This is a genomic window from Reyranella sp. (assembly GCF_050185545.1).
In the GTDB taxonomy this organism is placed as follows: domain Bacteria; phylum Pseudomonadota; class Alphaproteobacteria; order Reyranellales; family Reyranellaceae; genus Reyranella.
Map to the genome: position 1 here is coordinate 10,768 of NZ_JBFWZI010000138.1, position 9,146 is coordinate 19,913.

Below are 9,146 nucleotides of genomic sequence, written 5' to 3' on the forward strand. Positions count from 1 at the left end.
TACCGCGAGACCTACGACGCAGCGCTGCGTCTCGCCAACGGGCTCCGGCAATCGGGCCTGCAGGCGGGCGACGCCATCGGCATCCTGGCGGGCAACAGCCCGGCCTATCTCGAGGTCTATCTTGCCTGCCAGCTCGCCGGCCTGGTGGCGGTCCCGCTCAACTACCGTTCGGTGCCGGACGACGTGGCCTACATGCTCGGCAACTGCCGGGCTCGCGGCGCCTTCGTCGGCCCCGACCATCGTTCCGTGCTCGACGCCGCCCTGCCGCGGCTGCCGGCCTTGCGGCCCGAGGCGATCTTCGAGATCGGTGGCGCCCGCCATCTGCGCCTGCCTGACCGCAGCGCCGCCGATGCCCTGCCGCCGGTCGCCCCGCTGGCGCCCGCCACCATCTTCTACACCTCGGGCACCACAGGCTTCCCCAAGGGCGCCGTGATGAGCCATCTCAACGTGCTGGCGCGGCTCACCTCCTGGGGGTGGGAGTTCGGGCTGAACGCGAACGACGTCGTGCTGGTCCCCGGGCCGGTGTTCCACATGTCGTTCTCGTCGATCGCGCTGATCACGCTGGCGGCCGGTGGCCGCGTCGTGCTGATGCGCGATTTCGAGCCCGCCAGCGCGCTCGCCCTGATGGACCGCTTCGGCGTGACCTGGTCGTTCCTGGTGCCCAAGATGACCTCGATGCTGCTCGAGGCGATCGCGGCCGGCGGCGATCGCGGCGCGGGCAAGAGCCTGCGCGGCCTCCTGAGCTCGGGCTCGCCGCTTGCCCCGGACGTGCTGGACGACCTCCTGCGGGCCTTCCCCAACGCGCGCATCGCCGATGCCTATGGCTGGACCGAAACCGGTTGGGTGAGCCTCTGCCGCCACGACGAGCTCTTAGGCGGCAAGCGCTCGGTCGGCCGCGCCGCCTTCGGCTGCGAGCTTGCCGTGCTCGGTCCCGACGGCAACGAGCTGCCGGCCGGCGAAGTCGGCGAAGTCCACGCCGCCAATCCGGTTACCTTCCTCGGCTACTTCGGCAATCCGGCCGCCTCGGAGGCGGCACGCCGCGGCAAGTGGGAGACCGGTGGCGACATGGGCTACCTCGACGCCGACGGCCATCTTCATCTCGTCGATCGCAAGAACGACATGATCCTGAGCGGCGGCGAGAACATCTATCCGGCCGAGATCGAGCGCGTCCTGGCCGAGCACCCGCAAATCCTCGAGGTCACCGTCGTCGGCGTGCCCGACGAGCGCTGGGGCGAGTCGCCGCGCGCCTGCGTCGTGCTGCAGCCCGGCGCCAGCGCGACTGCGCAGGAGCTGCTGGCGTTCTGCGACGGCCGCATCGCGCGCTACAAGCTGCCGCGCTCGGTGGAGTTCCTCGACGCCCTGCCACGCAACGCCATGGGCAAGGTGCTGCGCCGCGAGTTGCGCGAGCGCTACTGGCAGGGTCACGCCGTTCGCGTGCGGTAAGGCCTGTGCTGACCTCAATCGCGCGTGACGATCAGCGAGGCGTTCTGGCCGCCGAAGCCGAAGGCGTTCACCTGCAGGCAGCGATAGGGCATCGCCTTCGGCTGCCCGATCACGACCTCGAAGCTCGCCTCGGGATCAGGCTGGTCGGTATTGGCGATATGCAGGAAACGATCCTCACGCATTCCCAGAAGACCGGTGATCACGCCCATGGCGCCGGACGAGGCGCCGCTGTGGCCGACATGACCCTTCACGCCGGCCACCGGCAACGCCGCGCGGCGCTTGCCGTGCACCCGATTGATGGCGCGGATCTCCGCCGTGTCGCCCTTCGGCGTCCCCGTCGCGTGGGCGATCAGGGCATCGACGTCGTCGGCCGCCATGCCCGCATCCGCGAGCGCAAGCTCCATGGCGCGCGCTTCCCATTGGCCGCTCGGATCGGGCGCCGAGGGATGGAAGGCATCGGCCAGCGTGCCGTAGCCGCGCACGTATCCCAGGATCTCCGCACCGCGCGCGCGGGCATGGGCGCCGCGCTCGAGCATCAGCATGGCCGAGCCTTCGCCGACGACGATTCCCGAGCGCTTGACGTCGAACGGCAGCATGGCGTGGCGCGGATCGGACGATGGCGCCGTCATTCCATAGAGCGTGCTGGTATAGAAAGTCGCCGGCACGAACGCGCCGTCGGCGCCGCCGCCGGGCAGGCTGATGCCACCCTCGGTGCCGCCGGCCACGATCGCGTCGGCGCGCCCGCTCTCGATCAGCCAGGCCGCCGTGCCGATGGCGTCGAGCGAGGAGGCACAGGCCGTCGTCACGGTGAGGCTCGGTCCGTGCAGGCGATGGCGCATGGCGATCTGCGAGGCCGCCATGTTGGGATAGATCTGGATCTCGGTCTTGCGCGGGATCGCCTGCGGCCCGTCCGTCTCGAGCCGATGCTGCGCCTTCATGAGCGCGCGCGAGCCGCCGATGCTGGTGCCGTGCACGATGCCGGTGCGCAGCGGGTCGAAGGTGCCCACGCCCGCCTGGTGCAGCGCCTGCTCGGCGGCGGCGAGCGCGAATTGGGCGAACAGGTCGGTGCCGTCCTCGATCTTGTCATCCATCCAGTCGCGCGGCACGAAACCCGCCACCGTGCCCCACCAGGCGCGCTGGCCGGGCAGCGCCGACGCCCACGGCGCCGGGCCGATGCCGCACGCCCCTTCCAGGACGCGACGATGAAACTCGCCAGCCGAAAGGCCGATGGCGGAGATGATGCCCATGCCGGTGATGGCAACGTCGTGCATCGTCCTTCCTCCCATTGCCCGCCACCATAACAAGAGTTACGGTCTACACCAAGACGGGCGGCAATATTGCCGGAAGCACACCTCTTGCGGACCGCGGGCGCCTCGCCCGCTCATGAGAAGAGCGGGCGAGACGCCCGCGGTCCACAAGAGGTCACGTAACAGATTGGGCCGGGAGGGCAGCATGGGTCTCAGAACACCGCAGCAATATGTCGAGAGCCTGCGCGACGGCCGGGTCACCTACTGGGACGGCGAGCGCATCGACGACATCACCACACACCCCCGCTTCAAGGTGCCCATCGCGCTCACCGCGGCGGACTGCGAGTACGATGCGCCGGATCTGGGTGCGCTGCGGCGCTATCGCACCGAGGAGGGCGACGAGGCGCACCGCATCTACCAGATCCCGATGAACGAGAGCGATCTCGCGACGCGAGTCGAGATGCTGCGCAACACCTCGATCGGCACTGCGGTGTCGGGCGTCTACATGGCGCTGATGAGCGTCAAGGACGACGTCGCCCAGGTCAATCCGCAATGCGCCGCCAACATCGAGCGCATGTACCGCCACTGCCGCGACAACGATCTGCGCGCCGCCGAGGTGATCACCGATGCCAAGGGCGATCGCAAGCGCCGCGCTCACGAGCAGGACGATCCCGATCTCTATGTCCGCATCGTCGACCGCAACAAGGACGGCATCGTCGTGCGCGGCGCCAAGCTGCATATCACGGCCGCCTCGCTGGTGCACGAGCTGGTGGTGATGCCGACCAAGGGCATGCGCCAGGACGAGAAGGACTACGCCGTCTCGTTCTCGATCCCGGTCAACACCAAGGGCGTCAGCATCATCAACAGGAGCTTCGCGCCGGCCGAGCTCAATGCCTTCGACTATCCGGCGAGCGCCCATCACAGCATGCCGGAAGGATTCGTGGTGTTCGACGACGTGTTCGTGCCGTGGGACCGTGTGTTCCTGGCCGGCGAGGTTCAGCTCGCCAGCCGGCTCGCCCAGTCCCTCGGCCTGTGGGAGCGCACCGGCGGCCTGATCGAGGCGGTGCGCATGTCGGAGCTGTTCGTCGGCCTGGCCCAGCTCGTCTCCGAGCACCAGGGCAAGGACAAGGATCCAACGGTGATGAACACCATCGCCGAGCTGATCACCTATGCCGAGATGCTGCGCATGAGCCTCGACTATGCCTGCCGGCATTTCGAGCGCACGCCGTCGGGCATGGTCCATCCCAACATTCTGGCGATCAATGCCGCCAAGTATTACTACGCCGCCAACTATCACCAGACGGTGCGCCATCTGCACGACGTCAGCGGCGGCCTGGTGCTTACCCTGCCGCTCGAATCCGATTTGCGCCACGAGCCGTCCGGCAGCTACCTGCGCAAGTACCTGCACACCAAAAAGGATGTCGAGGTCGAGACACGCATGCGCGTCTACAACCTGATCCGCGACCTCACTGCCGACGCTTACGGCGGCTGGCAGTTCGTGGTGGCGCTGCAGGCCGGCGGCGGACTGACGGCCCAGCGCATCATGATGCACCGCACCTACGATCTCGCACGCGCCAAGGAGCGGGCGCTGATCGCCGCCGGCGCCCTGCCGCGCGGCAGCGAGGCTACACGAAAGGCGGCCGAGTAGCGCGACTCCCCTGTCGAGAGGCGCCGGCTCTTCGTGGTGCGCCGAATCTTCCGGACCGTGGGCGTCCCGCCCGCGCACGGTCATGTGCGGGCGGGACGCCCGCGGTCCAACAGAGTCTCTGCGCCGGCGAGCGCCGGCGCATCGCGGGTCAGGAAGTCGAGGCTCTGCTCGAACAATGCGCGATTGCCCTCGAGCCGGAAGGCGCCGATCAACGCCACGTTGGCCGACAGCAGCAAATGCGCGCGCAGCGCGGCATCGTCCGGCGCAAAGCCCAGCTCGGCGAAGGCGTCGGTAAGGTAGGCGAGCACGAGCTTCTCCGACGCCTTGACGCTCGCCGCCGCGCGGCGGTCCGATGTCGCCCACACGCGCATGGCGCGATCGAGCTGCCATATCGTGCTGTTGAGCGAGATCGCGGCCAGCCGGCGGATGCGCGACAACGGCCCCGAGGCGCCCGCGGCCGCGCGCTCGAGGATGCGCTTGACGTCGCCGCGGCTGAAGTGGCGGGCGAGAGCGGCGAGATACGCCTCCATGTCCTCGAAGTGGTGGTAGAAGCTGCCCGTCGACACGTGGAGCCGCCGCGTCAGCGCCGACAGGCGCAAGCCCGCGATCCCGGCCTCGCACAGCACCGCCTGCCCCGCCGCGATCCAGTCGTCCCGCCCGAGCCGTGGCGCACGGCGCGGCGCAGGGTTCTTCACGAAAGTCTCCGATTCATCCCCAGAGTCTTACGGGACGATGTGGGACGGCAAAATCGGAATCATTCAAGCCTTCCTCCCCAGCTTCGCTGGGGAGGTGTCGCCGTCTTACGGCGACCTGCCTTCGCCGAAGCGAAGCCGCTTCGGCTTCGCGCAGGCAGGCGGAGGGGTCATGATTCTTGGACCGCGGGCGTCCCGCCCGCGCAAGTTCATGAACATGTGCGGGCGGGGCGCCCCCGGTCCCAAAAGCCAAGACCCCGCCGTCCCCGATTACGCGGACCCCACCCCAGCGCACCAGGGGAGGAGGGGATGAGCTCACCCCGCGCTGGCGCGCCGGCTCCGCCGCAGGCGGAACAGCACCGCCAGCAGCACCGCAGCGGCAACCGCCGCGCTGGCGACGAGCACCGCGTGCCGCTGCACCGACCCGGCGTAGTGCGAAGCCCAGGCCTCGAGTCGGCGCTGCCAGAAGGTGCGGGCGGCGGCGAAATCTGGCTCGGCGCACTCGCGGCCGAAATTCCTGGCCCATGGCTGGTAGGCGCCGGTCGCGACATAGCGGCGGTAGATCGCCTCGGCCTTGGCCGGGTCGGCGCTGGCGAAGGCGTGCCGGGCGGCCCAGCACAGGGTGGCGGCGTAGGCCTGCGAACGTTGCGGCAGGTAGTCGGCCGCCGCCAGCGCCTGGTCGGCGGCGACACCGCGATAGTGGTAGCGCGTATCGGGCATGGGTGCGCTTGCCGCGAAGCGGCGGACCTCGTCGGGCCCCAACAGCTTGCTGTGGGTGTCCCGGTAGCCGTTCGGGCTGGACTGTCCGATGCCGGACGGAAACGAGCCGCCGAGCGCCACCTCGTCGGGCGGGCCCTCCGTGCCCATCAGCTGCAGGCCGCGCTGACGGGTCATGACCGAGAGCTTGAACAGCGCCTCGGCGCGATCGACCCACTGCCAGGGCCAGTCGAAGGGAGACCCCGGACGCGTCGCCTCGACCGCCGCGAGATAGCTGCGCACCTCGTCCTGGGTCGCGCCGTCGCTGCGCCCCCGCTTCAGCGAAGAGGAGGCCTCGAAGTAGGGAACCGACTCGGGAATCCGCCCGACCCGCAGGAGCCGGCGGGCGAGGAGCTCGCGCAGCTCCCGCGTCGGCTGCACGCGGTACCACCATTCGGAGTCGTCGCTCGGCGGCGTGACCGGCTGCGCCGGCGGCAGAGCATCGACGAACGCCTTGAGCTCGTCGACGGTCAGCACGCGCTCGGCGACGTAGATGACGTCGCCCCAGAAAGTGGTGGCGACCGGAAACAGCAGGCCGAGCGACTCGCGATACTCGCCCTGGCTGAGCTTCATCACGGCGGTCTCGCCGCGCAGCCGGGTCTGCGACTCCGAATCGATCGCTTGCTGGGTGCCCGGCTGTTCGAGCGCGCCAAGGGCTGCCAGCCAATCCTTGATCGCGGCCGCCCGATCGTCACGACGGAGCGCCAGCTTCGCACGAATCCAAAGGCCCAGCGGCCCGCTCGCCTGGAGCGTGAGCTTCTCGGCGAGCTCGTAGCGTCCGGTCTGGTAGGCGAGCGCTGCAAGGCGGTCGAGATCCGGCCCGGGCGCGGGAGCGGGTTGGGCCACGACCGCCTCGCTGATGCTGACGACCATTTCATCATCGGGGCCATAGGGCCCTTCCTCCCATACCGTCGAGCCGTCTCGCGCGACCACGTAGGCGACGAGCAGGCGGCGGATCAGGGGATCGGCCGCGGCGCGCCTGAGCGTGGCGGCGTCCTTGAGCAGCAGCCGCACGACCTCGCGCAACGACAGCAGGGCCATCTTCGAGCCACGGCTTGCCTGCTCGGCGTAGAGCCGGACGGCGTTCGCGATCATCGCTTGCCGCGCGGCGGCGTCGGTCGTGAGAGGCGGGATCGCCCATTCGGGCTTCGACACTCCGGCCTCGACGAGATCGACCAGCGCTTCCTCGCCGAGGCTGGTGACGGCAAGGCCCTGCGGATCGGGCGCGCCCGCCCCGGCGATACGGCGTGTCGCCTGGAAGGCGGCGCGTGCCTTCGCGGGCTCGCCGAGTCTCTGGTAGATCCTTCCCTGCATGTAGGTTGCGGCGACCTCGCGAAGGCGCCGCTGGTCGGCCGGAAGGCGATCGATGGCCTGGAACCAGCGCAGCGCATCGTCGAAGTTGGCGGCGCGGAACTCGACGGCGCCGGCGATGTAGTCGAGCACCGCCGCCGGCAGGCCCTTGCCGGCCGCCAGCACCGCCTCACCATCGCCGGCGCTGCGGGCAGCCGCGAGCTTTGCCAGGCGCGCTTTGGCATCGAGACTGGCGTCGGTCATCAGCCCCTGCCAGGCATCGGACTGCGCTTCGGTGCGCTCCGACGTGACCACTTCCGGTGTCGACTTGTCGTCGTAATTCCCCCCGGTCGGATCGCGCGGCTCGACGAGCTGCAGCCTGTCCCTGGGCGCGGCCACCAGGCGCGAGGCCTCGAAGTTGAAGCCCAGGCCGACCGGGTCGGCGACCGCCTGGTCGCGGTTGTCGAGCAGCTGCCAGGGAAAGTTCGGCCCGCAGGCGAACGCCACCCCGAGACAGGCGGCCGCCACCACGGCGCCAACGATGATCCTATTCGACGACATCCAGTTCACTCCCGGGCTGGCTGCACCGCGCCCAGCCGATGACACGCCGGCGATGGGCGCGCAGACGTCCCTCGCCCACCGCTTCGAGGACCAGCGGCCGGTCGCCGCCCACGCCGGCCGTCTTGAGCCGGAACCCGTTGGCGCCGTCCGCCGCCGCGCAGGCCTTGTCGAGCCGGACCTGGCGCGGCAGCGGCGCATCGGTCGCGCCGTCGTTGGACAAGGCGACCGACCAGAGGCCGGCCCGTTCGGTCGGCACCAGCGCGGCGCTCACCCGGTGCGGCGGCAGCGCGCCGCCGATCACCGCCCGCCAGGTCGCGAGACTCCAGGCACGCCGATCGGCATCGGTCGGCAGCCGGAACCAGGCGATGCCGACCAGGCCCTGCGGCGCCGCCGCCGAGAGCGTGTGCAGGAACCGCAGGATGGTCGCCGGCGCGGCGCCCAGCAGGGCGCTGTCGCGAGCCCCATTGAGCAACGGCGCCTCGCCTTCGACGCTCGCCAGGCGACCGTCGGCATGCCAGCTCACGCGAACGTCATAGACCGGCAGGGCGACCCGGAACGGCCGGCCGATGCGCCACCCGAATTCCCGAACCCAGCCCTCGGCGCGGACGGGATCGAACAGGCCGCGCCGCGGATCCTCGACGGCATGGACCTGCAGGACGATCTCGTCCAGCGGCGGCGCCAACGCTTCCAGGGCACGGGAATCGAGCCAGGTCGGCAGCGCCGTGATCGACAGGGTGAGCGGACGCGGCAGATGGCTGCGCAGCTGGGCCAGGAAGCGCGCGTACGTCGTGAGCCTGGAGGTCGGGCAGTCGTAGTCGATCTCGAGACCGGCGAGGGCACCGCCGGGTTGGGCAGATGCGATTGCACCGGAGGCCGATGCGACCTTCGCCATGATCTGGTCGACCAGCACGCCGACCCGCACCTCGTCGAGCCGGCCGTCGATGCGGACAACGGCGACGACCGGCCGGCCGGTGGCCAAGAGGTCGCTCCAGGGAACTGCAACGTCCGCCCAGTGGCCGGATTGATCCGCTTCCGCCAGCAGCACGCGCCACGTGCGGACGATGTCGGCCGAGCTCCGGGCGGCAGCGATCACCGGCGGCGTCCAGACGCGTTGCCAGATATAGGCATCGTGGGCGAGCGGCTCGGTCGTGGCTCGAAGCCGGGAGGCCGACCCCGACAGCGTGACGACGCCCAGCAGCAGCAGCGCGGCAAGCAACCGCATGACGTCTTCCTTCGGCCCCGGACCGACGACAAGTCTCGCCGCAACAACGGCGCGGCAATGGCCGATAGTGACAAAAATAGCGGCTTCTCGCGAGATCTCATCTCCTCCCCAGCTTCGCTGGGGAGGTGTCACCGTCATACGGCGACGGAGGGGTCATTATTCTTCTTGGACCGCGGGCGTCCCGCCCGCTCATGGATCATGTTCAAGTGCGGGCGGGACGCCCGCGGTCCAAAAGACCATGACCCCTCCGCCAGCCTGCGCGAAGCCGAAGCGGCGTCGCGTCGGCG

Annotated in this window: 6 protein-coding genes; 2 read left to right on the forward strand and 4 right to left on the reverse strand. The window is 69.9% G+C overall.

Annotated elements, in window-relative coordinates; translation table 11 throughout:
• A partial coding sequence (locus AB7O82_RS27490; RefSeq protein ID WP_428620633.1) for a class I adenylate-forming enzyme family protein occupies positions 1–1,443 on the forward strand: 1,443 nt, incomplete at its 5' end.
• A gap of 14 nt (positions 1,444–1,457) precedes the next feature.
• Here AB7O82_RS27490 and AB7O82_RS27495 read toward each other — a convergent pair.
• The gene (locus AB7O82_RS27495) at positions 1,458–2,714 is read right to left on the reverse strand and encodes a beta-ketoacyl-[acyl-carrier-protein] synthase family protein (RefSeq protein ID WP_428620634.1); all 1,257 of its coding nucleotides are present in this window, start codon (positions 2,712–2,714) and stop codon (positions 1,458–1,460) included.
• Between the two features lie 181 nt (positions 2,715–2,895).
• On the opposite strand from AB7O82_RS27495, the gene AB7O82_RS27500 reads away from it, so the two are divergent.
• Positions 2,896–4,338: a 4-hydroxyphenylacetate 3-hydroxylase N-terminal domain-containing protein gene (locus AB7O82_RS27500; RefSeq protein WP_428555165.1), complete on the forward strand. Its 1,443-nt coding sequence runs from the start codon at positions 2,896–2,898 to the stop codon at positions 4,336–4,338.
• Between the two features lie 80 nt (positions 4,339–4,418).
• Here the strand turns inward: AB7O82_RS27500 and AB7O82_RS27505 are convergent, their stop codons facing one another.
• The 3 genes from AB7O82_RS27505 to AB7O82_RS27515 all read right to left on the reverse strand — a co-directional run bounded on the left by AB7O82_RS27505 (position 4,419) and on the right by AB7O82_RS27515 (position 8,859).
• Positions 4,419–5,033: a TetR/AcrR family transcriptional regulator gene (locus AB7O82_RS27505; RefSeq protein ID WP_428620635.1), complete on the reverse strand. Its 615-nt coding sequence runs from the start codon at positions 5,031–5,033 to the stop codon at positions 4,419–4,421.
• A gap of 312 nt (positions 5,034–5,345) precedes the next feature.
• Entirely contained in the window at positions 5,346–7,637 is a 2,292-nt protein-coding gene (locus AB7O82_RS27510; RefSeq protein ID WP_428620636.1) for a tetratricopeptide repeat protein, read from the reverse strand.
• Positions 7,624–8,859 (reverse strand): DUF3142 domain-containing protein, encoded by a 1,236-nt coding sequence (locus AB7O82_RS27515; protein ID WP_428620637.1) that lies wholly within the window; start codon positions 8,857–8,859, stop codon positions 7,624–7,626. The genes AB7O82_RS27510 and AB7O82_RS27515 overlap by 14 nt, the downstream gene beginning before the upstream one ends.
• Between the last annotated feature and the right edge of the window lie 287 nt (positions 8,860–9,146).

Bases quoted from the DNA above. Each gene is read 5' to 3' on its own strand.
- AB7O82_RS27510 (WP_428620636.1), bottom strand. From the start codon at position 7,637: ATGTCGTCGAATAGGATCATCGTTGGCGCCGTGGTGGCGGCCGCCTGT.
- AB7O82_RS27495 (WP_428620634.1), bottom strand. From the start codon at position 2,714: ATGCACGACGTTGCCATCACCGGCATGGGCATCATCTCCGCCATCGGC.
- AB7O82_RS27515 (WP_428620637.1), bottom strand. From the start codon at position 8,859: ATGCGGTTGCTTGCCGCGCTGCTGCTGCTGGGCGTCGTCACGCTGTCG.
- AB7O82_RS27500 (WP_428555165.1), top strand. From the start codon at position 2,896: ATGGGTCTCAGAACACCGCAGCAATATGTCGAGAGCCTGCGCGACGGC.